This is a genomic window from Kordia sp., assembly GCF_022447245.1.
GTDB lineage: Bacteria > Bacteroidota > Bacteroidia > Flavobacteriales > Flavobacteriaceae > Kordia.
On the sequence record NZ_JAKVBC010000015.1, the window covers coordinates 42239 to 65898 of the forward strand.

Here is a 23660-nt window from a genome sequence, read left to right on the forward strand (position 1 = left end):
TCCAGACAAATTTTTCAGTGTTCATGGCTTAGTTTTTTAATTGTTTCTTGTTTATGATTTGTGCTTTTCCAATAGAAATCATATTAGTAAACAATTTATAAGCACCAGGAACTCCCGCAGGTAATTCACGGAAGAAACTCAATCCTGTATAGATGTAGTTTCCTTTTCCATATTTGGCCACTAATAAACTTCCTTTTTTTGCAGTTTCTCCTTTGTCATGCATTGACAGAATTGGCGTAAATTCAGTTCCCCAACTATTTGGGAAATACAATCCACGCTCTTGTACCCAACCGTCAAAATCTTTAGCTTCTATTTTGTTAGGGAAGTTCACCAACGAATGATCTTTGGCAATAACTTCTACCTTTGCATTTTCATCAGTTACACGATCTCTCGATAACTCTAATTTATAAGGAGCGAGTTCATTGCGTTCAACTTTGATGCGGCGATTAGTGTTGTACTGAACAATTACATTTCCACCATTTTTTACATATTCTAGAATGTATTTTTGCTTGAATTTTAATTCGTCAACGGTATTATAAGCACGAATTCCTACCACAACCGCATCGTATTTTTGAAGCGATTCGCCATTAATTGTTGATGGGTCAATAACTTCTACATCGTATCCAATTTGACGCAAACTCTCAGGAATGGCATCTCCTGCACCTTGAATGTATCCAATATATTGTCCACCTTTCTGAATGTTTAGGCGTACTACTTTTGTTTCCGCTGGCAATAACACAGATTGCTTAGGAATATGATCGTATTCAATTTCGTTTAAAGCTTGTGTATATTTTTTATTGTCAATAACAACTTCAGGAGTTAAAACACCTTCACTTTGTGTAGATGGAGGAACTACTGTGAACATTAACGTTACTTCATCTCCTTTTTGTTGAATATTTACTTTTTGTTTTGCAGGATATACTTTCCAACTGTATGGGTGTTTGATAGAAACGTAACCATCAATATTGTCTTTTCCTGCTTTTATAGTTACTGGAATTTCTTTGGTTTTATCGTCAGAGAAAATAATTACTTTATCAGCAAAACTCGCTGTTACTTCTGGCAATATTTCAAATGGTTGATACAACTCACCTTTGTCAGGTTTTGAATAACGGTATACAACAGGTTTTGTAATTGTGATAGGTTTACCTTCAATAGTTAAATTGAACTTTACCATTGCTGGTCTTGGCGTTTCTGGTAATCCACGTAATTGTTGGTCTGCTACCTTGTACATTCCCAGTGTTCCTTTTTCAAATAACCAATATGGTGCAGAAAAATCGTCTGTAGCTAAATTGATATCTAGATTTAGATTTTCTCTTTTATTTGAAGATAAATCTAAATTTTTGGTTTCCGTTTTATTGTCGCTAGTAGAAGTTATTGAAACCAATTTAATTGTTGCTGTGCTTCTGTTTAACGCTTCGATATTGACAGCTATATTAGCTCTAGGAGTGGCGCTTGACGCTGCTGCAGAAGCTTCTAAGTACAATCCAGCGCAAGCCTGAATAATTGTTTCAATTTCAGCTAATTTAATCGTTTTCCAATGCTCATCTTCTAATTGTTGAATCATTCCATAAGCTTCCATTAATTTTGGTAAATGCGTAGCCGGATTTACAAAGTCAAAATCTTTTTCAATCGCATGTAGAATGTTTCCAATAGCTTTTCCACCTTTTACACGATTCCAAGACGTATCAATTCCTGAAAAAATATCACTTTTATCTTCTGGAAAATCACCTTTTAAAAATTCTATATATTCTTGTTGTGTTCCTCGTGAAGTCAGTCGACCAAAACCTTGACATAAATGTTGACTGCTCGCAATAGAAGCCAACTCATTGTTAGATAATCCTTTTATCGGATAATATACTCCAATATCAAAATTCAGCATTTTGCTTTTATCAGCTTCTTCAAACTTTTTACGACTTCCGTAAAACCACCAAGATGTATTAAAAAATAAACGTGTAGGTTGCCAAGCGTCATAAGTTGCTAATTGAGAAGGATATTTTGTTTTATCACCTGCTAAATCAAAAGCTTCTACACTCAACATCGCTGATGCTGTATGGTGTCCATGCGTTCTACCAGGTGTTCTATGATCAAAACGATTGATGATTACATCAGGTTTAAACCTTCGAATTGCCCAAACCACATCGCTCAACACTTCATCTTCATCCCAAATATCAAAAGTTTCATCTGGATGTTTGGAATAGCCAAAATCATTGGCACGTGAGAATAATTGTTGCCCACCATCAACACGGCGCGCTGCCAATAACTCTTGTGTGCGAATAACACCTAATTGCTCACGGATTTCAGGACCAATTAAATTTTGTCCACCATCACCGCGTGTTAACGATAAATAGGCTGTTCGTGCTTTTACATTATTTGCTAAATAGGCGATGAGTCGCGTATTTTCATCATCAGGATGTGCAGCTATATATAGTGCAGAACCTAGAAAGTTTAATTTTTGTACTTTCTCGTAGATTTCATTGGAGGAAAGTTTATCAGGTTTCTGTGCAAAACTGGTCGATACTATAGCATAAGTCACAAAAATAAACAGTAATAATTTTCTCATTAGGACATTTTTGGTTTGGATAGCATCAAAAATAGAAAAGTTCATCTACGGACTTCTATTTTTAACGTTCTTTAACTTTCATTAGAATTTTTGCATAGAAGTGATTTAAACATTATGATATAGGTGAGAATTTATTTTGTTTTGTTCTTGTTTCGACTTTTTTCTTTAAAGTAGCTAAGGCTATCTTACTCAAAAAAAGACTTCATTAAGCCAAAAAAAATCTAGATTTTAAGTTTCAAAAATAGTTTAAAGATCCTCGCAAACTCATTATGAAGCTAAAAAGATTAAAGTTATAAAAAAAGCGAACCGAAGTTCGCTTTGTTTGTTTACATACGTAATGCATTAGCACCCTTGACATCTTGAATAACAAGCTGTGTTACAAGAGCGTGTCTTACATATTAATTCATCCAATGAATGTGGGCAAGTAAAGCTCCAAGGAACTGGAATTGGCTCAGGACAATTTTGTGATTGTAGTGTTGTTGGCAGTCCCCCAATAACACCATTTTCGAATGTAGAAATCGTTTTCTTACCCAAGGATAGGTGTTTAATTGTTCTTTTTTTCATTTTGATCTATTTTAAAGTTTCAATTGTCCAAAGAAAGAAATCATATATGTAAACTATGTGGGGAAAAACACGGAGTTTATAAAGGATAATCACTATAATGAAAAGTGACAAAAAAAAGTGAACCAAAGTTCACTTTATAATAATTTAAGATACGATTATTTTAACGACATGTTCTTGGGTGAACACTTTCGCATCTTGGTTCCCAATAGCAAGCGGTAATATTTTGCTCAGAATAACATTCTCTGTTGTTAGAGTTGCGTCCACCAATAGGATTGTTAATATCCATATTAGAAATAGACTTTTTGTTGAGTCGTAAATTTTTAATAGTTCTTTTTTTCATGAGTTTTTGAATTTAGAAGTTAATTTATTTTTTCACAATCTTCACAATCTTCACAATCTTCATAATCTTCAAAGTAGCGAGAACTTCCAGATCCTCAACCTTACTAAGTTTGGCAATATGATTACTATTTCCTTCGTCTTTTTGTTATTTTGTAATAATAATCACTTATAAAATTAGGATCATTAGATGGGGAATCCTGCTAAATGGATAAACTTTGTTGTAATTTGTATTCACCATTGGAAGCATTCATTTCTAGACTTGAAATGAATTTTTATTTAGTTGTAAACTTTTGTAGTTTTTTCCACATAATTCTATTTTAAACTTAACAAATACAATTTGAATTAAATAGACACTTTGTTTCTGTCTTTCCTTCCTCACAAATAATAATACTTTCTGCATGACAAGCACGTCCTGTAGCTCCCACTATTTCTGTCATCTCTAAATTTGAAATTGATTTTTTGTTCAATTGTAAATTTTTGAATTCTCTTTTTTTCATAATGAATGGGTTTAAATGAATTATAAATTATTAATAACACGCATAACATTGTCCATTATGCCAAACAATTCCCCATCCAAAACATCGATCTTGTGACCAATTTATTGGCATTCCACCAGTTCCATCACATGGTCTACTAGGTCTAGGTCTTATTCCCCCACATACGGTTTTTTGTTCTTTTTTACTGAGTGCTTCAGTTCCTTTTAAATTTGAAATGTTTTTTAACATGATTGTAATTTTTATGGTTAACAAACAAAATTTATAAAAAAAAGCTAAAAGCTCAGTATGGTAATACCTTACTTAACATTTGGTTAGTCACAACTTATGTGTGTTTTTAATAATTTATGTAGTTTTGAGAAAATCACTGAAACCTTGATATAAATTCCCAAACATACATGAATATTTTAAAGAAAACTGCTTTTTTACTGTTTACTCTTTGTGTAGTAAGTTGTACAACTACTAAAAAAGAAATGAACAAATCGAATTCTTATGCAAACGATACACATTCCTATGCAAAACCTAATGAAGCTGTGGCAAAGCATCTTTTATTAGATGTTGAAGTTGATTTTGATAAAGAAGTTATCAAAGGAACAGCTGCATATAGTATAGAGAGTACAAATGCATCTGAAATCGTATTTGATGCTAAGAATTTAAAGATTCATCAAACAACTGTAGATGGAAAAGAAGTAGCGTTTTCACTTGGTACAAATGATCCAATATTAGGGCAGTCATTGACGATTCCAATTACAAAAAATGCTAAAAAAGTTGCGATCAGTTATGAAACCACTGATAAAACAGAAGCTTTACAGTTTTTAAACCCACAGCAAACAGCCGACAAAGCATTTCCATTTTTATTAACGCAAGGACAAGCTATTTTGACACGAACTTGGATTCCTATTCAAGACAGTCCACAAGTACGTTTAACATATACTGCTAAGGTAAAAGTGCCAAAAGAATTAATGGCCATCATGAGTGCCGAAAATCCAAAAGTAAAAAGTGAAAATGGACAGTATAGTTTTGAAATGAGACAACCAATTTCACCATATTTGATTGCTTTGGCGGTTGGTGATTTGGTATATAAAGAAATTAGTCCTAGAACTGGTGTGTATGCCGAAAAATCTATGATAGATAAAGTTCATTATGAGTTTGCAGATATGGAAAAAATGGTGAATGCAGCTGAGAACTTGTATGGTACATATGTGTGGGATCAATTTGACGTTGTAGTTTTACCACCAAGTTTTCCGTTTGGAGGAATGGAAAACCCAAGATTGACATTTGCTACACCAACAGTTGTTGCGGGCGATCGTAGTTTGACAAGTTTAATTGCACACGAATTGGCGCATTCATGGTCTGGAAATTTAGTGACCAATGCCACTTGGAATGATTTCTGGTTGAACGAAGGGTTTACCGTATATTTTGAAATGCGTATCATGGAAGCTTTATATGGAAAAGAATATGCAAACATGCTGGCGTCTATAGGAAGACAAGACTTAGCGGAGCAATTGGAAAGTTTTCATGATAAGCCCGAAGCAACACATTTAAAGTTGGATTTAAAAGGGAAAAATCCTGATGATGGAATGAATAGTATTGCATATGATAAAGGATATTTGTTTTTACGTACCCTAGAAGAAACTGTCGGACGTTATAAAATGGATACTTTCTTGAAAGGATATTTCAATAAACATGCATTTTCAACGATGACAACAGAGAAGTTTATTAAGTATTTGAATACAGAATTATTAGAAAAAAATAAGGTTTCTTTTAATATAAATGATTGGGTTTATAATGCTGGTGTTCCTGCAAACGCGGCAAAAATTGTATCCGATAAGTTTCAAAAAGTAGAAGAAGCGATTGAAAATTGGAAAAAAGGAACACTGAGTGATCACGAGTTGTGTGCAAAAGACTGGAATATTCAGCAAAAGATTCATTTTATAAGAAACATTCCTGCAACGATTTCTATTGAAAAGTTTACTACTTTAGATAATGCTTGCCAGTTTTCATCTGCAACCAATTCATACATTGCAATGGTTTGGTTTGAACAAGCGATTAATCATAATTATCATGCAAATAATGTAGACGTACACATTGAAAACTTTTTGATGACTGTTGGTCGCCGTTGGTATGTTTCTACCTTATATAGAGCATTTAAGCGTGCTGATAAATTGGAAGAAGCTAAGCGTATTTATGAAAAAGCACGTCCAAACTATCATTCGGTAACCGTGAATACGATTGATGATATGTTAGGTGTTTCGTATTAAATATTATGATTTCAATCTTGTCCTAAGAAAAAGAATTCGCCAGTTTTTCTATCTACATAACCAAATTGAGAATTTGTGTATGTGATGCTGATGACTTTTTTTTTAGCATGCCATTTTTCATCAGTAAAATAGCTGGATATCGTATCTAAAGCAAAATATTTAATAACAGGTCTGTTGTGTCGATAAATAGGTAGTTTATTGTCTTTCCATGGATCTGTTTTCCATAGGATATTTCCAAATAGGTCGATTGCTGTGATGGTAATTTCTGTTGAGTCAACGGTAAAGGTGACGTTGTTTATAGTATCTTTTTGAGTATAGTTGTACTTACCAATGTAATTGGGATATTTTTCATTGAACTTATTTTATTTCCATTGTGCTTTAGCTTTTTCCCAAATTTTATCCGAATTCAAAGAATTATTTTGCCCGTAAGAAATAGAGAAAACGAATACCAGTACAAAAAATAGACAGTTTTTCATCTTCGTATATTTTAGATACTTTTTTAAGTTAAATATAAAAAGACAACGATAATATTGATCATTTCTTGCATTCAGGATGCATCATATAAAAGTTAAAAAAACAGAAAGGATACAATAAGGGCATATTGTATCCTTTTCTTAATGAGATGATATCTAAGCCAGCAGGTTAAGCGTGGAATTATGACTTAAATATACTTAGTAAATAATTTATCATATTATTATCTTAAATTTCGTGAAATTTCGAAACTTCTAGTTACGGTTTTACCATACAACCACTACACGTTTGCAGTGATATGTAGAGTTTTTTTGTAAGAATTATAACGCTAATTTTTTTCTAAGAACGCTATCTTTTACGCTGTTTTTAGACCAATATGGACTTTTTAACTGTTTGATTTTCGTTGCTTTAGTGACCATTATTTTTGCTGAATTTCCAAAGCCACTTGAAGCAGTTTCTGTCCAACCCAAAATATCGTACGGAAAGCTAGAATTAAAAGAAATTTCTAATTTTCTGTTCAATTTTGGATAGTTTATAGTATATGTAGAAATGCTATCTGAATTGGTTAACGTCGCAGTTGCTTCATAAGTTTTTAATGGAATATGTTTCATGCGCAATGTTTCAAAAGCTGGAACGATTTGTTGTGAGCCTACAGGTAACTGTGAAGGGTTTATTCGTAATTGAGTCCACAATTCATCTTCTAAAATAACTTTATCTAATGAAAACTTTTGATCAGATTCACTTTCAAAATACGAATAGGATTCCACATCAAATATGTCTCTATTATTAAGTTGTGTAAACACATGTCCACACCATTCTTGCATAGAAGAAGTCACTTTAATTGCATGCTGATTGTTGGCAACAGGATAAAATGTACTTGTCATTACGCTATATGGATATACACCTGTGTAGAATTTTTTAGTAGCGTTTAACTTTAAAATAGGAACATTATTGTCTCTGCGTTGATCTGCTTTTACTTGCTTTTCAGGATTAAAATCTTCCGTTACATACACCAATACGGCTTTTCCTTTATGGATTTCGCCATAACGAGCTTGTTCTAGTTCAAAAGAAGTAAGTTCTGCTTCGCCAGCATACCAATATTTATTAAAAGCGTCAGAAGTTGGCTGTGCAGCTGGTTTTTGAGGTGTTTTTAAGGTATTGTACCTAGTTGTTGTAGTGTCATTTTTTACATTAGAACACGCAATAATAGTTCCAATAACTGTGAGTCCAGCTAAAATAAGTTGTCGGGAAATGGCTTTCATCGTTTTTTTATAAAGATATTTAAAAACGACGATACTAACAATGCTTTAACAGTCTGTTAAAACAATTTCAAGGTATTTTTTCGAATTCTAAAACTGATAATAATGATGATGCAAATAGCCAAAATCGCAGCAATAACACAAACAAAGCTGGTTGAAGATTCAACTTGTAGTTTAATGCTATTTCCAGTATTGGCTAGCGTACTTCCGTTTGTTGTCATTGTTTCTATTTCTGGGAATGGCATAGAGTTACTAGAAACTTCAACAACATCTACAGAAGTTTCAAGTGGTTCTTGCGCGTACATTAATGACAACGAAGAGAAGATAATTACTATACTAATAAAATGTATAATTCTTTTCACTAAGCTGTTATTTTAGGGAATCTTCCATCAAGATACATAAAGTTATGTTAAAATGCCGTATTTTTTTGTAAGATTACTGTATTAATGTGTGAATCGTGCCATTTTGTATATAAATGGTTATGAGTAAGATACAAATCTCATAGTTCATTTATAGAACAACTAACAGGACAATAACCGACATGCTTCATCGATTTTTTTTCTACCCTATAAAAAGATGATTTGTCAGAACAGGCTTTCTATGTCTGATAAGACTTTAAATACTAAATGCGTTGGTAATCCAACGACATTAGCATACGAACCTTGGATACGTGAAACTTTAGTATAACCAATCCACTCTTGAATGCCGTATGCGCCAGCTTTGTCAAAAGGTTTGAAATTGTTGACATAATACCAGATTTCTTCGGCTGTCATTTCTTCAAAAGTTACTGTAGTGACTTCATGTACTACTTTTTGTGAAGTTATTGTGGTAAAGCAAACCGATGTAATGACATCGTGACTTTTTCCGTTCATAGCAGCAATCATATCAAATGCTTCTTGTGCATCTTGAGGTTTTGCTAAGGAAACACCTTCATGCCAAACTACGGTATCAGACGTAACCAACACTTCGTTACCTTTTAGCTCATCTTTGAAAACAGATGCTTTTAATTGTGCTAAATAATCTGAAATTTCATGATGTTGTAAATGTGCTGGGTAGACTTCTTCTACAGATTTTAATCGGATTTCAAAGTCCAATCCTAAGTCTTTAAAAAATTGCTGTCTTCTTGGTGAGCCTGAAGCTAAAATGATATGGTATTGTTCAGAAAGTGTATTCAGCATAATTTTTTAGTTTAAAATAAAATATATTGGAAAACGTCATAAGACTCAAAGTAATAGAAAATTAGTGTAGATAGAATTCCAAAAAACATAATTAACTTTAATAATAATGACAGCATTCTATATTCACGTTTGGTATCGGCTTGCCAAATTTTAACAATAAAATATAGTAGAGGTAATAGGATGGTAAGTAGAGCGTATACTGTAGTTATTGTTTTTCCTTGAAGATATTCACTTATAACGTATAATGTGAAAAGAATGACAATTCCTGCTAAAACCGCCACAATTTTATTGACTCTGTTTCTTCCCAAAATGATAGGTAAGGTAGAAATGTTTGCGTTGTAATCGCCGTTAATATCTTCAATATCTTTTACCATTTCTCGCATCAAATTGATCAAAAAGGCAAAACTTGCGTACATATATATTGCAATAAGTGAAACTTGATTGAAAAAATTAGGATGCTTCTCCTCAGCGCTTTGTCCATTGTCAAAAACAATCAAGATTAGGATGCTACTTGCTACTATAAGTGATACTATGATGTTTCCTACAATTGGAATTCCTTTTAAGTGTGAACTGTATAAAAATAACAAGAAAGCAATTCCAATAAAAATCAAGGAAATCCACCAACGATTTATTGCGAAACCAACATGACTTCCCAAGCCAATTCCCACGAAAGTGAATAAAAAGTACAGTGAATAGGCGCTTTTTTTAGAAATAAATGTGCCAATAAACTGTTTATGTGGTTTGTTGATACGATCCGTAACTACATCAAAAATATCGTTAATAATATTTCCGCCAGCAGCAATTAAAATTGTTCCTAATACCACATAATGGAATAAGTCAATTGAAATATAAGAATAGTCAGAAGAAGGTATCCAATAGTAATAAATGAGGAATTGTGTCAAGGTAATCATGACCAAGTTAGGAAAACGAATAAGCTGTAAAAACTTTGCCATGAATTCTGCCTTTAATCGTATTTAGCGTCAAAATTTTTATCCCATGTTCCTTGTACTCGCATTACTTGCGAAATCACGTCTCTTGCTGCACCTTTTCCACCATCGATATGCGAAATATACTTGCAAATTTCCAATACTTCATACGCGGCATCTTGTGGGCAACACGATAAACCAACACGCTTTAATACAGGGACATCAGGAATATCATCGCCCATATACAATACATTTTCAAGCTTTACATTTTTCTCAGCAATGTATTCTTCTAATTGTACTACTTTTTGATGTGCTCCTAAGTAAATATCAGTAATACCCAAACCTTCCAAGCGTTTACGAACACCTTCGTTGGTTCCTCCAGAGATAATACATACATTATAACCTCTGGTTACCGCTGCTTTGAGTGCATAACCATCTTTAATATTCATTCGACGTAGCATTTCTCCTGAGGTCGTCACGGTTACAGTTCCATCTGTTAATACACCATCTACATCAAAAATAAACGTAGTAATGTCGTTTAAGTATTCTTTATAACTCTTCTCTTCCATAAGTTTTTCCAATTGATTGCGTAAGCAATGTATATATTTCTTTGTGAATGTCTTTCTCTAATTTTGCTATATGGTCGTTAATTGTTTTTTCATCGCCACGTTTTGCAGGACCCGTTTGAGCCATATATGGAGTTAGCGTATTAAGTTTATTTGCAGTTTCCTGAATCAGCGGATTTAAAATTTTAAAAGGAACATTGTTGGCTTCGCAAATTTCATGTGCAATTCTGTATAAGTGATTGCTAAAATTATTCACAAATACTGCCGAAACATGCAAGGCACGACGTTGTTCTGAACTTATTCTATAGGAAGTACTTCCAATAGCTGCTGCCATACTATGCAACAACTTAAAATCTGTTTTATCAGCAGCTTCTAAACATAAAGGAATCGTGGCAAAATCAACTTGTGTTCCTTTTGTAAATGTTTGTAATGGATAAAATACACCGCGACGGTTTTTCTTGTGAAGTACATGCATGCTGGCACTTCCAGAAGTGTGTACTACAAAACGATCAGTAAATGGGATTTTGTTGGAAATACTTGCAATAGCATCATCTGCCACAGCAATGATATATACAGCTGCTTCAACTATATCTTTTAAGTTAGTTGTTGTATGTACTGCATTAAAATATTGAAGTGCTTTTTCAGATCGATTGTATACCTGAACAACCTGTATGCTTTCTGTATTTTGAAATACAGTATAAAAGTGTTGCGCAATATTTCCTGCACCGAGAATCACCACTGTTACCATTGGGCAAAAATAGCAACACTTTGGGATTTTTGAAACTTTACTACAGATTACTTCCAAATGAGGAGTGAACAAAAAGAGTTTTTATTCCACAAAAAAGCAAAATATGACCAATATCATGTTTTTAGAATGATAGAGTGCTGACATTTGTACCAAACAAAAAAACATATACGCCATGACATTACATACAAAATATTACAACGAGTTTCATGACAAGTACACTATGTATATTCCATTAACCATTATTCTGCAAAGTTGTATCGGAGGAATTGCAGCAATGTGTATTTTAATGAATGGATTAGATAACATTGCAGGTTTAGTAAAATTATTTTTGTGTGTAATATTTACATCGTTTTATAATGCAGCAATCTTAGCGCAGTTAAAAGATAAATGGGTGTTTAATATGTTGATATTAAGTTTACTGTTGAATACGTTGTTTATTTTAATCAACACGATATAATTCTCTTGATTAAAAAAGAATACTTTAGCGTACTACAAAATCGATACTCTAATGTGGGATTTCTTGAAAGTACATAAATATATAATCACACTAATTTGGGTTGGAATAGTGTTGGCAATCAGCTTTATGGGAGCGCCACTCAAATTTCAATCCGAATTGGTAGATACACGCGTAGGCGTTAGTATTGGAAGAATTGTATTTACTTTCTTGAATAGAGTAGAAGTAATTTTTTTAATCATCTACACAATTTTGACATTGGCTTCGGGAAGTTTCAAAAGAAGTTATTTGTTGCATATATTAATTGGAATTGTACTAATTCAAACTTTTATATTATTGCCTTTTTTAGACGAAAGAGCACTGAAAATAGTACAAAAACAACCTGTAGAAGATTCAATTTTACACATGAATTATGTAATCTTAGAACTTATAAAAGTAATTGTGTTGATATGGGTAAGCGTTTACGAAATTAAAATCAAGCCAATCTTTCATGAAAAATGATATACTAAATAGAGCAGACGTTTACACATTGGTCACTACATTTTATACTAAAATTAGAAAAGATGATGTTTTAGGTCCAATTTTTAACAATCGTATTCATGATTGGGATTCACATTTAGATCATTTAACCGATTTTTGGGAAAGTAGTTTGTTTTTTGTCAACAAATACAAAGGAAATCCTTTAGAAAAGCATGTTGAGGTAGATGCGGCTATTGATCATGTTATCAATGAACATCACTTTGGAATTTGGCTAAATTACTGGATTCAAACCTTAGATGAGCTTTTTGAAGGCGATAAAGCTAATATTGCTAAAAACAGAGCTAGGAAAATGGGAACTTTCATCTATATCAAATTATTTGAATCCAGAACTACAAAATAAAAACGCTTCAACTTAGAATATTCCTAAATAAGAATAAATTGCGTATTAAATAGACATTAAATTATGCAAAATACCGTATTTTTGCATATTGAAATTTTGATCTAAACGATAACGCTACACAATGGGTAATATCATTAAGAATATTCTCTTCTCTACACGATTAATGGCACTTCTTTTCTTTGCATTTGCTTTGGCCATGGGAATAGGAACTTTTGTTGAAAGTGAATACAGTACAATAACCTCTAAAATATACGTCTATAATGCGTGGTGGTTTGAGTTAATCTTACTTTTATTTATGATTAATTTCTTTGGAAACATCTTCCGTTATCGCTTATTGCGAAAAGAAAAATGGGCAACATTGCTCATTCACTTGTCATTTATCTTTATCATTCTTGGCGCGTTTATTACACGTTATGTTAGTTATGAAGGTGTGATGCCAATTCGTGAAGGAGCTACCGAAAATACCTTTCTCTCTGAAAAAACATATATCAAAGCTTGGGTTGATGGTGAAATTGACGGAGAACCTAGAAGACGTATCTTAAAAGGTGATTACTTAATTTCTCCAGAAGGAATTGCACCGACAACTTGGGTTCAAGAAGGTTTTCCTTGGGAGCGCGATTTTAACAAGCAAGATTTTACAATTGACTATAAAGGATTTATTCAAGGAGCTGAAGAAGGAATTATACCAGATGAAAATGGTGAAGAATTATTGAAAATTGTAGAATCTGGAGGCGGAAACCGTCACAATCATTTCTTACAAGGAGGCGCAAAAGCACAAAGCATACACAATATATTAGTTACGTTCAATAATCCTGTAGACGGAGCCATCAATATCATGGCAGACGAATATGGCAACTATACTATGAAAAGTCCGTTTGAAGGAACGAACATGATCATGCAAACGCGCATGCAACAAAAAGTACTTAAAGACAGTCTGCAACCATTTCAATTGGGGTCCTTATACAATTTAGCAGGATTACAGTTTGTGGTTCCACAGCCAGCAATAAAAGGAAAAATTGGCGTAGTAGAAACTCCTGAAAAACTAAAAGATCAGGCAGATGCTGTTATTCTTGAAGTCTCTAGCCAAGGAGAAACACAAGAAGTACGTGTCTTAGGCGGAAAAGGGTATGATATGAAACCTGTACAAGTGACTGTAGCTGGACTTGACTTTTGGTTGTTTTATGGAGCAGAAAGATTGAAACTTCCGTTTAGCATGAAATTGAACGACTTTATTGCTGAACGTCATCCAGGAGCTATTAGTCAAGCGAATTACAAATCGTTTATGAGTAAAGTAACTGTAAATAATAAGGAAGAAGAGCCCTTTGATTACGATATTTATATGAATCATGTTTTAGATAATGAAGGATATCGTTTCTTTCAAGCACAATTTGATCGAGATGAAAAAGGAACGATCCTATCTGTAAGTCATGATTACTGGGGAACCAATATAACCTATTTAGGATATTTTTTACTCTATTTAGCATTGATGGTAATTTTATTTGACAAACACACACGTTTTGGTGATTTAAAAAAGCAATTGGAAAAGGTCAAAAAGAAAAAAGCAAAGTTATCTACAGTTGTAGCATTGCTATTCACGATGGGAATGTATGCACAAGAAAATGTGGAGCAAAATTCGGTGCAAACAGAAGTTACCCAAGAGGTGAAAGATACACATCAAGGAGAAGCACATTCACCTAATGATGGACATGATCATGAAGCTATCATAAAACCATATACAGATGCGCAAATAGATTCTATTATCGTTGCCAATGCAGTTCCACAAGCACATGCCGATAAGTTTGCACGGTTGGTAATTCAAGATGAAAATGGACGTATGAAACCAGCACATACGTACGCAAGAGAATTAGTACGTAAATTAAGTAAAACAGATGATTATGCAGGCTTGTCTCCTGAACAAGTATTGATTTCGATGATTCAATATCCACAAATGTGGTATAATGCAAACATTATAAGTGTTAAGAGACAAAAACACGATAGTATTCGTAATATCATTGGAATTGAAAAAAGCGATAAATATGCGTCTATGTTGGATTTCTTTACGTCGCAAAACGAATATAAACTGAATCCATATACACAAGATGCTTATTCCACAAATAAGCCAAATCAGTACGAAAAGGCAATCAAGGAATATGATTTAAAACTTGGTTTGTTGAGTAGATCAATTCGTGGAGATTTATTTAAAATTTTCCCATTACCGAATCATGAAAATAACAAATGGATTTCAAGTAAAGACTATGAAGATAACCCAGGAGTTGGTTTTCAACCAAAAGATTCACTATATCAGAAATATGTTAAGAGTGCAATGAATGTGTACGCATTGATGTTAAATGCCGCACAGCAATCAGGGGATTACTCACAAGCAGATAAAATGGTAGAGAGTTTACGCCTGCGACAACAAGAATTTGGAAGTGCTGTGTTGCCATCAGACACAAAAATAGAAACAGAAATTATTTACAATAAAGTCAACGTTTTTGAACGATTAATGATGTATTATTTATTAGTTGGATTTTTAATGTTTGTCTTTATCATTGTTCAAATATTTAAAGATAGGAAAGGAATTGCAACTGCTATCAAGGTTTCCAAATGGCTAATTGTAGCCTTATTTGCCTGTCATACTGCGGGACTTATTGTACGATGGTATCTTTCGGGTCATGCACCGTGGAGTGATGCGTATGAGTCCATGATTTATGTAGGATGGGCAACGATGCTTTTCGGACTGCTTTTTGGTCGAAAATCCGATTTAACGATTTCTGCAACTACTTTTGTTGTAGCCATGATTTTATGGGGAGCGCACATGAACTGGCTCGATCCAGATATTGCAAACCTACAACCTGTACTGGATAGTTATTGGTTGCTCATTCACGTGGCAGTTATCGTAGCAAGTTACGGACCATTTGCCTTGGCTATGATTCTTGGAGTTGTATCATTATTGCTAATTATTTTGACGAATAAGAAGAACAAAGAGCGGATGGAACTCAACTTAAAAGAAATTACAACGATTAATGAAATGGCAATTACAATTGGCTTGGTGATGCTGACTATTGGAAACTTCCTTGGTGGAATGTGGGCTAATGAAAGTTGGGGACGTTACTGGGGATGGGATCCAAAAGAAACATGGGCGTTAATTAGTATCATGGTATATGCATTTATAATTCACATGCGATTAGTACCAGGATTACGTGGTCGTTGGTTCTTTAACTGGATGTCTATTTCGGCTTTTGCTTCTATTTTATTTACATATTTTGGGGTGAATTTTGTCCTTAGCGGGTTGCACTCGTATGCGACAGGAGACGCAGTTTTAGGATTGCCATTTGTATATACAGCTACTGCAATTTGGTTAGCGTATGGCGCATTGAGTTATTGGCGTTACCAAATTCATTACAAAAACAAAAAGAAAGTAAAAGCTTAGTACTTAGCATATTTTAACTTTTTAGTACTTCTCGATATATAAATCAAGGCGAATTTTGATGCATAATTTGCTTTGATTTTTTTTATTCTTGAAAGGTTGAAATAAAAAAACAGTTTTTGTTGTAACAAGATTGTATGTCATTCGTATTACTTCTAAGTTACATCAATCAACCATCAAAAAAACGGTATCATGAGTTTTATTTTTTACTTTATAATTAAGTGTTTCTTTTAGAAGCATTTTTTTACCTTTATACGTTTATGTTTCATTTTAAGTAATTTGAAGAACGTACTTTCAATATTCGTTTTGACTTTAGTTTTGGTTTCTTGCAAAAAAGAACCCAAAGTGAAAACCGAATTGGTCACATCTAAATTTGACCTCAAAACAGATATATTCCATTTTAAGAAAAAGATCAAAGAATCAGATACTATTAAAATGAGGTTTAATCACTCTGTTTGTACATATAAAGGATATGAACGAATTGAAATCACAAAAAAGACTGATTCAATACACATAAAAGCTCTATACAAAGGAGATACTTTTGGTAAAGAAAGCAAATGGAAAACTATTTTTCAGAAGCAAATATCTACCAATGATACAGTCTGGAAAATAGAAGAATTCTTAAAGAAACAAAGACAGCGACAAAAATCTGAAGAAAAGAAATATGGTACGCTGCAAATTTCACATAACGAAAATAAGATTCACTTTTTTACCAATGGATTGTTAGATTTACAAAAATTCATAGTGGACTATAGTTTGACCATGAAAACATTATATCCAAAAGATGTAGAAATGTATTATTCTGTCGAAGTTCTTGAGCTAAATGACCACGTAGAAATCCTTGAGGAAGAAACGGAAATGAAATAAATATTATTTGATGAATTTTAGGTTTCAAATTAGAAGTACTAAGTTTTAATAGCAAAGTAATTCAACATTCAACATTTAAAACTTACAATATATAATTCCTTACTGTTCCAGCCATTTTCTAAAATCAGAAGTTGTAGAAGAACTTGTCATTGCTTTTTCTTTGATGCCTGTAAGCTGAATAAGTAAGCGGTTTTTAAAATGACTTTCAATGTTTTCAATGTATTCAATATGTGCTATTTGACTGCGATTGATACGGAAAAACTTCAAAGGATTGAGTACTTGTTGAATACTTCCTAAATTCTGAGAAATTGGATGTTTTTTGCCAGAAGCATCTATGGCCATACAAAAATCACCAGAAGCTTCTATCAAACTAATATCACTCACATTCAACAATTGAATACCTTTCGACTTTTTAATGACGAAGCGTTTTTTATAGTTGGTCTCTTCTTGTTTTAAAGCAGATTTTAATAAATCAATAGTATCATTATGTATAGGTTGATAACTTTCAGCCCTAAAAAAGGATTGAAACTTGTTCAATGCATGACTGATATCATCTTTCGTATACGGTTTTAAAATATACGCAATGCCGTTGGTACGAAATGCTTCAAACAAATACTCGTCGTGCGCCGAGCAAAAAATAATTGGGCAATCTATTTTTACGGTATTAAAAACATCAAAAGAAATCCCATCCAACAACTGAATGTCAGACAAAATAAAATCATAGGTTTGTTGTGCTAAAAACGCACGCGCTTTCTCTGTAGAACGTGCCCAATCATGAGCAAAAGGATCATTAAAATAAGCTTCTAAATTGGCTAAAAGTTTCTCGTAAGCAGGAATTTCGTCTTCTAAAATTAATATGTGCATCAAGGTATAATTTATGATTCTTCACTAAGTTTTATAATTGGGATTTTAACCGTAAAATCATGTAACGTATCTGTGATTTCTGGTTTTTGATCAGAAAGTAATTTATATCTGTACTCTAAGTTTTTTAAACCTGTTCCTAGTGAATCTTTATTTGTTTTTATAGTACTTTTTGTGTTTGAAATTGTGAGCCAGTCTTCATCAATTTTTAATGTAGCTTTTATGGCTTTTCCATGTTGAGCACGATTGTGTTTTGCAATATTTTCCAATAATGTCTGAATAGCTCCTGTTGGGACAAATTTATCTTCAATTAATACGTTTTTTGTAATTGTAAAATCGTAGTCGTTTCCAAAACGTGTTTTAATTAAAAAAATATAATTTTCTGCCAAATTCAATTCATCGGTCAATTCCATGACTTCAGCATCTTTGGTTTGAATCAAATAACGGTAAATTAAGGACAAACGGTTAATGTATTCTTTAGCTTTTTCAGTATCGCTATCAATCAAAGCATCTAGCGTATTCAAATTGTTAAATAAAAAGTGCGGACTGATTTGTGAACGTAATAATTTTAATTCATTTTCTTTTTGTTTTGCAGTAATATTGCTAAAAAGTACTTGGTTTTCATAGTATTTTTTTGCGATCAATAATCCAAACGGTAACCCAATACTTTCTGAAGTACTAGAGATATATTCTAGACAATATTGAAAGTCAAATTTAAATAAGTTCCAATCTTTTCCTCCACTGTAATGACCAACTACATCTTTAACAAAACCAGAAATAGTCATTAATAAAATTGCCCAAAAAATAAAGTGAAAATACTTTTTCTCTCTAATAATAAAACTTGGCAATAACCAATACATGAAGATGAATATCATACCAACATCTAAAATGACAAATGTTGGTATGTCTAAAAAGTATTCTATCAGGTCATTTCCTCTATTGCTATATTCATAAGCATTCATAAATACAGATACACCGTAGTATATAAGGAAAAGTATAAAATCCGATTTATTGAGTCTTGTATCCATAATTACTCCTTAAAAATAATTCAAATAATATTATTGTTTGGTGTTTATACGATTAACTTCGTCTCCAGCACTATTTTTTCTACTTTTCTTTTTGTTGTATTTATTTCCAAAACTGTAACTTAACTGTAAAAATATATTTCTACGAGGAAAATCGCTGATGATATTTGCATTTACATTGTCATAATTGATAGCCCCGTTAAATTTTCGATCTAAAATTTCTTCCAATTCTACACTGACTTTCAACTGATCATTCATGAATTTTTTACTAAATGCGATGTCTAAACCTGCGATCCAATCAAATTCAATTTGTCCTTCAAATCCTCCTGAAGTATAATATCCAGAAACTTCTGATTGAATTCCCCATGGTAATTTGTACTCAGCACTCGTAAACCAAGTCATATTCCATTTTTTGTTGTCTAACACTGGATTTAGGTTTTCCGACATAAATCTGTTGTAATTCACAATAACTCCCGTATAACCTTCCAAACCTTTTATAAAACTCAATGGCGCAAAAAGATTGAAACTCCAATTTTCATTTTTTGCTAAGTTGATGACAGAACGAGATGTTTCTGAAGTAGCATCGTTTTGTGAGATCAATTCAAATAAAGTATCGTCAGTTCTGCTATAGCTTACACCAAAAAACGGTTGATTTTCATAGGTTAAGTTAAAACGAAAACTATTAGTCAATGCAGGACGCAATGTTGGATTTCCTTGCTCAAAGGTAAATGGATCATAGTAGTAAACAAACGGATTTAAAGTTTCATAAGATGGACGTTGAATGCGGTAACTATAGGCAACATTGGCAGCAATTTCATCCGTAATATTTCTTGAAATGCTCAAACTAGGGAAAAACTTTGCAATAGTTCTATCTAAAGAAGTATTTAGGTTTTGAGAAGTTCCTGTAGTTTCACTTTGTTCCCAACGCAATCCTCCAGAAAATGACCATTTATCTAATTTTACATTCACTTTTGCATACGCGGCCATGATATCTTCGTCAATTAAAAAACGATTGGTTTGATTTGGATTATTTATAAAATCGCCCGTAGTGGTTTGCACCAATGATTGCAAATCGCTGTCAGAATCGACACTGGATAGTTTCAATCCTGCACGTACCGAAATGTTATCATTCAATATACGTTTGTAATCTACCTGATACGTGTAAATATTATAATCAGCATCTTGAAAATAACGTTGGTTGTCATAATCTACCATACTTTGTCCTACTTGAAATAAGTTGTTTTCATTCATAGAATTGTAATCTACATATGTGAAATCGAGTGTAATTTTATTTTTGTCATCGTCATATTCATAATACGGATCAATTACGTATAAAGTCCAATCGCGTTCAAATCTGTTATCCGTTTCTAAGACATCCAATATTCCATTGCTAGTAATATTAGTTACATTATCCGTAACACGATTTGAAGAACTTCCGACACGCTGCACACTTATTCCTGCCGAGTGTTTTTTGTTGATGTAATAATCCAATCCAGCATTTATACGCAAAGTATTTGGATCAAAAGGAGAACGTGAAAACTGATCATACACATCATCTCCAACACGACGAATGATTTGTAGATCTTCTCGCCAAGAACCACGAGAGTAACTCGCGCCTGCTTGCCAGTTAATTTTTCCTTTAAAGCTTGCAATAGAAGCACTTTTTCTAAAGGTAAAATCATCTGCATATCCTACCATGCTTTTTAAAGTTCCGTAAGTTCCTAATTTTACATTTTTCTTTAAAATAATATTGATCAATGCGCCCGAACCGTCTGCATCATATTCTGCACCAGGTTGTTGTATTAGTTCAATTTTGGCAATATTATCGGCTGGCATTTCACGCAATAGCGTTTGCATGTCCATATAATTGGTTTGTTTTCCATTGATCAAAATGCGGAGATTGTTTTGTCCGGCATAACTCAAATTACTACCTGTAACCAATACGCCAGGAATCTTTTTCATGACATCTCGGACATTGGAATTCACCATTTCAGAATTCTCCAGATTCACCACAAGTTTTTCTGCATTTTGTGTAATTACAGGTTTTTTGGCTACTACCACAACTTCATCTAAATTTTCAGGGACATCTTCTTTTAGTACAAAATCGAACGTTACATTTTTAGTAGTATCAATATTTAATACAATGGAACGTTTTGTTTTATAACCAAATAAGGAAGCTTCCACAATAAAAGTTCCGTTTTTTACATTGCTAAATGTATACATTCCGTTTTCTTCTACAATTACGGCTTTTAGTGGTGTATCGTTATTGCTGTTATATAATACAACATTTGAAAAAGATAATATTTGATTAGCTTCATCTGTGACTTTTCCAGAGATTGTGCTTTGTGCAAGCATTGAAAAACTTGCGAAATATAAAATAATGTTGAGTAAAGTTTTTAACATAACTGTCGTTTTTTGCTGTTCGTTTTAATTGATGCACAAATATGTTTTAGAAACCTTATGTAGGAAAGCAGATTCTGCCGAATTGGGATTAAAAAAAGGTGAAACGGGGATTTTTTACCGTTAAAAAAATACTATAAAAGAACACTTATATGTAGTATTTGTAGGTGTTTCTAGATGATTGAGATAAAAATGACATATAAAATTCCCTAAAAACGAATGTTTGATTTTTCAGGTTGAAACATCGTATTGACTTGTTTTAAAAAACAAAAAGAAACAAAAATCATGTAGTTTTTTATCAAATAGTATTTCTGTTACTTTTTAGGATAAACATATACTAACATTACATGAAAACAATTTTTATCATACTATCTATAATAGGCGTTTTTGTATTTGCTTATTTTTTTCCAAAAGGAATTAAAATATTTGGAATACCAGCCGAGATATTTTTTGGAAAGGAAAAGTAAGATGATGATATGAAATCACCATCCTTTCCAAAACTAGCCAAGAATTTTATTCTCTGAAATTTCTCTACGCTTATTTTCTTAAAGTGTATAATACATAGTGAATGTACTACTTAATGGACCCATGTTTTATTAAATGATTGCAATTGTATTATGAATACTAGGTTTTAAATTGTAAAATCATTTTCTATGGTGTAATATGCAAACCAAAAATTTTTAATAATTAATAACTTAAATTATTTAATCATGAAAAAACAAATTTTAAGTATCGGTAAGGCTTTAAGTAAAGCTGAACAGCTAACAATTAATGGTGGCGCATTAGTGCCAAGTCCAATTGGGGATTTACCATGTGAAGAACCAGTATTGGCTCCACCACCTGAAGGATGTTATTACAGACGTATCAGACCATGTACGTATATTTTAATGTGTGTAGACATTACGCCAGTCTAAATGGAGCAAAAAGGAGCTATCTACGAATGATTATATTTAGGAGTTTTAGATAGCTTCTTTGAGTTTTCTATCATTTGTATATTATTCTTTTCGCAACCAACCAAGAACCTGATTATCTAAAATTTTCCAACGATTATTCTCTTGAACTAATTCGTATGTAGCACGTGTATTGCTAAATGGACCAGCATTTTGTTGAATAATAATGACTTCGTCTTCTGTGACTTCCATGACAATGGCTACATGTCCAAACGAATTGTACCAAGAAGCCTGAAATACCAAAATATCATTCACTTTGGGTTTGGAAAGACTTCCATTTGTATATTGAATTAAATTTCGTTGTGTATTGCGGTTTCCATCTTTCACATTTGGATTAAAGAAATCTTTGGCATGCCCGTAACTATCAGGCATTTTATGTTGTAAATATTCATAATAGTACCGCTTTACAAACTCTACACATTGGTATTGTAATCCTAAATTGTATCCGTCTTTAGTTACATTTCGTTTTTCAACATTATTAACAGCTCCATTATAATATACCGTAACGTTATTGAAGGAATCTAACGTATTGCCAACGCTTCTAAAAGGATTTGTATTTACATATTGTGATACTATCAAAAAAACAACACTTGATAGTATTAGTAAACCAAAAATTATCAATTTTCGTTTCATGGAGAGAAAATTAAAAAATCAATATGATTATAAAAAATAAAATATCACAAGATTCATTGATAAAGTGATAACAACATTCAATATCTAACTAAATACTTTCGTATTTTTACAAAAAACTAAAAAACTCGATGAGAATATTCATGCTAGTATTGGTTGCTTGTGCTATCAGTTGTACATCCAAACCTAAAGAAAAAACTTCAGAAACTGCTAAAAAAGTAGAAACTACGAAAGAAACATCAACCCAAAAAACATCCAAAAAGACTATGGAAAAAGGTTCAATTCATCAATTCACAGTAAAAGATATTTCTGGAAACGATTTTAAATTAGCCGATTTAAAAGGAAAGAAAGTAATGATTGTAAACACAGCTTCTGAATGTGGATTAACACCACAATATGAGCAATTACAGGATGTATACGAAACTTTCAAAGACAAAAACTTTACGATTGTAGGTTTTCCAGCTAATAATTTTGGTGCGCAAGAACCTGGAACTAATCAACAAATCGCGACTTTTTGTAAAGCCAATTACGGCGTAACTTTTCCGATGATGGAGAAGATTTCAGTAAAAGGAAATGACATGCATGATTTGTATCAATTCCTCACGCAAAAATCACAAAATGGATTGGAAGATTCGGAAGTTGCTTGGAATTTTCAAAAGTATTTGATCAACGCAAATGGTGAATTAGAAAAAGTAATTGCACCACAAACATTACCAAACGACGAAACTGTATTGACTTGGATAGAAAGTAAGTCATAATACATGTAATTATATCAGTTTGAGCGCAGTTGAGATTTAATA

Annotated in this window: 22 protein-coding genes; 8 read left to right on the forward strand and 14 right to left on the reverse strand. The window is 32.7% G+C overall.

The genetic code is table 11. From position 1 onward, the window contains the following. Positions 1–28: 28 nt before the first annotated feature. The 4 genes from MK119_RS11805 to MK119_RS11820 form a co-directional block, all read right to left on the reverse strand. The gene (locus MK119_RS11805) at positions 29–2560 is read right to left on the reverse strand and encodes a PIG-L family deacetylase (RefSeq protein ID WP_290678812.1); all 2532 of its coding nucleotides are present in this window, start codon (positions 2558–2560) and stop codon (positions 29–31) included. Between the two features lie 724 nt (positions 2561–3284). Beyond that, positions 3285–3464, reverse strand: a complete 180-nt coding sequence (locus MK119_RS11810; RefSeq protein WP_290678815.1) for a hypothetical protein — start codon at positions 3462–3464, stop codon at positions 3285–3287. 322 nt (positions 3465–3786) lie between these two features. Continuing rightward, positions 3787–3960, reverse strand: coding sequence for a hypothetical protein (locus MK119_RS11815; RefSeq protein ID WP_290678819.1), 174 nt, complete (start codon positions 3958–3960; stop codon positions 3787–3789). Positions 3961–3990: 30 nt separating this feature from the next. Then, positions 3991–4188, reverse strand: coding sequence for a hypothetical protein (locus MK119_RS11820; protein WP_290678822.1), 198 nt, complete (start codon positions 4186–4188; stop codon positions 3991–3993). A gap of 242 nt (positions 4189–4430) precedes the next feature. Between MK119_RS11820 and MK119_RS11825 the strand changes: the two genes are divergently transcribed. Further along, complete coding sequence (locus MK119_RS11825) at positions 4431–6218, forward strand: M1 family metallopeptidase (RefSeq protein ID WP_290678825.1); 1788 nt, start codon at positions 4431–4433, stop codon at positions 6216–6218. A 791-nt stretch (positions 6219–7009) separates the two neighbouring features. Here MK119_RS11825 and MK119_RS11830 read toward each other — a convergent pair. From MK119_RS11830 to MK119_RS11855, 6 genes are all read right to left on the reverse strand, one after another. Continuing rightward, on the reverse strand, positions 7010–7951 hold the full coding sequence (locus MK119_RS11830) for a septum formation inhibitor Maf (RefSeq protein ID WP_290678827.1): 942 nt from the start codon (positions 7949–7951) through the stop codon (positions 7010–7012). Positions 7952–8007: 56 nt separating this feature from the next. Then, complete coding sequence (locus MK119_RS11835; RefSeq protein WP_290678830.1) at positions 8008–8310, reverse strand: hypothetical protein; 303 nt, start codon at positions 8308–8310, stop codon at positions 8008–8010. Between the two features lie 222 nt (positions 8311–8532). Then, entirely contained in the window at positions 8533–9126 is a 594-nt protein-coding gene (locus tag MK119_RS11840) for a Maf family nucleotide pyrophosphatase (RefSeq protein ID WP_290678833.1), read from the reverse strand. Between the two features lie 11 nt (positions 9127–9137). Further along, a complete protein-coding gene (locus MK119_RS11845) occupies positions 9138–10079 on the reverse strand; it encodes a geranylgeranylglycerol-phosphate geranylgeranyltransferase (RefSeq protein ID WP_290678836.1) in 942 nt (313 codons plus the stop codon). A gap of 11 nt (positions 10080–10090) precedes the next feature. Next, the gene (locus tag MK119_RS11850) at positions 10091–10621 is read right to left on the reverse strand and encodes an HAD-IIIA family hydrolase (RefSeq protein WP_290678839.1); all 531 of its coding nucleotides are present in this window, start codon (positions 10619–10621) and stop codon (positions 10091–10093) included. Continuing rightward, positions 10602–11438, reverse strand: a complete 837-nt coding sequence (locus MK119_RS11855; protein WP_366512800.1) for a DUF2520 domain-containing protein — start codon at positions 11436–11438, stop codon at positions 10602–10604. Before MK119_RS11855 ends, MK119_RS11850 begins: the two co-directional genes overlap by 20 nt. A 100-nt stretch (positions 11439–11538) precedes the next feature. On the opposite strand from MK119_RS11855, the gene MK119_RS11860 reads away from it, so the two are divergent. The 5 genes from MK119_RS11860 (at position 11539) to MK119_RS11880 (ending at position 16994) form a co-directional block, all read left to right on the forward strand. Beyond that, a complete protein-coding gene (locus MK119_RS11860; RefSeq protein WP_290678842.1) occupies positions 11539–11823 on the forward strand; it encodes a hypothetical protein in 285 nt (94 codons plus the stop codon). Positions 11824–11886: 63 nt separating this feature from the next. Next, positions 11887–12321, forward strand: a complete 435-nt coding sequence (locus MK119_RS11865) for a hypothetical protein (protein WP_290678844.1) — start codon at positions 11887–11889, stop codon at positions 12319–12321. Beyond that, positions 12311–12700 (forward strand): group III truncated hemoglobin, encoded by a 390-nt coding sequence (locus MK119_RS11870; protein ID WP_290678847.1) that lies wholly within the window; start codon positions 12311–12313, stop codon positions 12698–12700. The genes MK119_RS11865 and MK119_RS11870 overlap by 11 nt, the downstream gene beginning before the upstream one ends. 121 nt (positions 12701–12821) lie before the next feature. Next, positions 12822–16130, forward strand: coding sequence for a cytochrome c biogenesis protein CcsA (gene ccsA, locus MK119_RS11875; protein ID WP_290678850.1), 3309 nt, complete (start codon positions 12822–12824; stop codon positions 16128–16130). Between the two features lie 342 nt (positions 16131–16472). Next, positions 16473–16994: a hypothetical protein gene (locus tag MK119_RS11880; protein ID WP_290678853.1), complete on the forward strand. Its 522-nt coding sequence runs from the start codon at positions 16473–16475 to the stop codon at positions 16992–16994. A 99-nt stretch (positions 16995–17093) separates the two neighbouring features. Here MK119_RS11880 and MK119_RS11885 read toward each other — a convergent pair whose 3' ends face one another. Genes MK119_RS11885 through MK119_RS11895 form a run of 3 tightly spaced genes read right to left on the reverse strand, consistent with a single transcriptional unit; the run spans position 17094 to position 21283 of the window. Then, the gene (locus MK119_RS11885; RefSeq protein ID WP_290678856.1) at positions 17094–17858 is read right to left on the reverse strand and encodes a LytTR family DNA-binding domain-containing protein; all 765 of its coding nucleotides are present in this window, start codon (positions 17856–17858) and stop codon (positions 17094–17096) included. Between the two features lie 11 nt (positions 17859–17869). Beyond that, a complete protein-coding gene (locus tag MK119_RS11890; RefSeq protein WP_290678859.1) occupies positions 17870–18883 on the reverse strand; it encodes a histidine kinase in 1014 nt (337 codons plus the stop codon). A gap of 30 nt (positions 18884–18913) precedes the next feature. Further along, a complete protein-coding gene (locus MK119_RS11895) occupies positions 18914–21283 on the reverse strand; it encodes an outer membrane beta-barrel protein (protein ID WP_290678862.1) in 2370 nt (789 codons plus the stop codon). Between the two features lie 707 nt (positions 21284–21990). On the opposite strand from MK119_RS11895, the gene MK119_RS11900 reads away from it, so the two are divergent. Further along, positions 21991–22194, forward strand: a complete 204-nt coding sequence (locus MK119_RS11900) for a hypothetical protein (protein WP_290678865.1) — start codon at positions 21991–21993, stop codon at positions 22192–22194. 81 nt (positions 22195–22275) lie between these two features. Here the strand turns inward: MK119_RS11900 and MK119_RS11905 are convergent, their stop codons facing one another. Further along, on the reverse strand, positions 22276–22863 hold the full coding sequence (locus MK119_RS11905; RefSeq protein WP_290678868.1) for a CHAP domain-containing protein: 588 nt from the start codon (positions 22861–22863) through the stop codon (positions 22276–22278). Positions 22864–22991: 128 nt separating this feature from the next. Between MK119_RS11905 and MK119_RS11910 the strand changes: the two genes are divergently transcribed. Beyond that, on the forward strand, positions 22992–23618 hold the full coding sequence (locus MK119_RS11910; RefSeq protein ID WP_290678871.1) for a glutathione peroxidase: 627 nt from the start codon (positions 22992–22994) through the stop codon (positions 23616–23618). Positions 23619–23660 lie beyond the last annotated feature (42 nt).